Origin of the sequence: Bowmanella yangjiangensis (assembly GCF_017255015.1) — a bacterium.
Taxonomy (GTDB): domain Bacteria; phylum Pseudomonadota; class Gammaproteobacteria; order Enterobacterales; family Alteromonadaceae; genus Bowmanella; species Bowmanella yangjiangensis.
In genome coordinates, this window is record NZ_JAFKCS010000585.1 from 1 (window position 1) to 459 (window position 459).

Annotated in this window: 1 protein-coding gene; it reads right to left on the minus strand. The window is 67.3% G+C overall.

The window, feature by feature from the left end; all coding sequences use genetic code 11:
- Nucleotides 1-459, minus strand: a 459-nt coding sequence (locus J0A65_RS25785; protein WP_206597053.1) for an efflux RND transporter periplasmic adaptor subunit, incomplete at both ends; no start/stop codon positions are given.

Consider the following 459-nt stretch of genomic DNA (forward strand, 5'->3'; position numbering starts at 1 on the left):
GGAAACCTGCTGGCTGACGATCACCGCCAGCGCCTCGCCAGCCGCCACCTTCTGCCCCAGGCCGACCAGCACCCGCTCGACCACCCCGGCACTGGGCGGGACCACGTGCGCCGTGCGCTCCTCATCGAAATTCACTTCGCCAGGAAGCGAGATATAGGTGCTCATGCTGCGTGCCTGCGCTTCGGCGAGCTCGATACCGGCAGCGGCGATCTGCACGTCGCTGAGCTGCAGCCCACCCTCCTCGACATGCCCCTCTGCCGACTCATCGCCTTGTGCATGACCATCGCCGTCCTCGCCATGCTCTTCGTCGGCACTCGCGGCCTGCGCCGCGCCGAGCGGATTGACCCCGGTCGCGTAGCCATTGCCGCTTTCCGCCAGTCGATGGCCCATGTTCGCAGCGAACTGCCCACCGTTGTAGAACAGCGCCCCACCCACAAAACCCACGGCCATGGCGGCCGT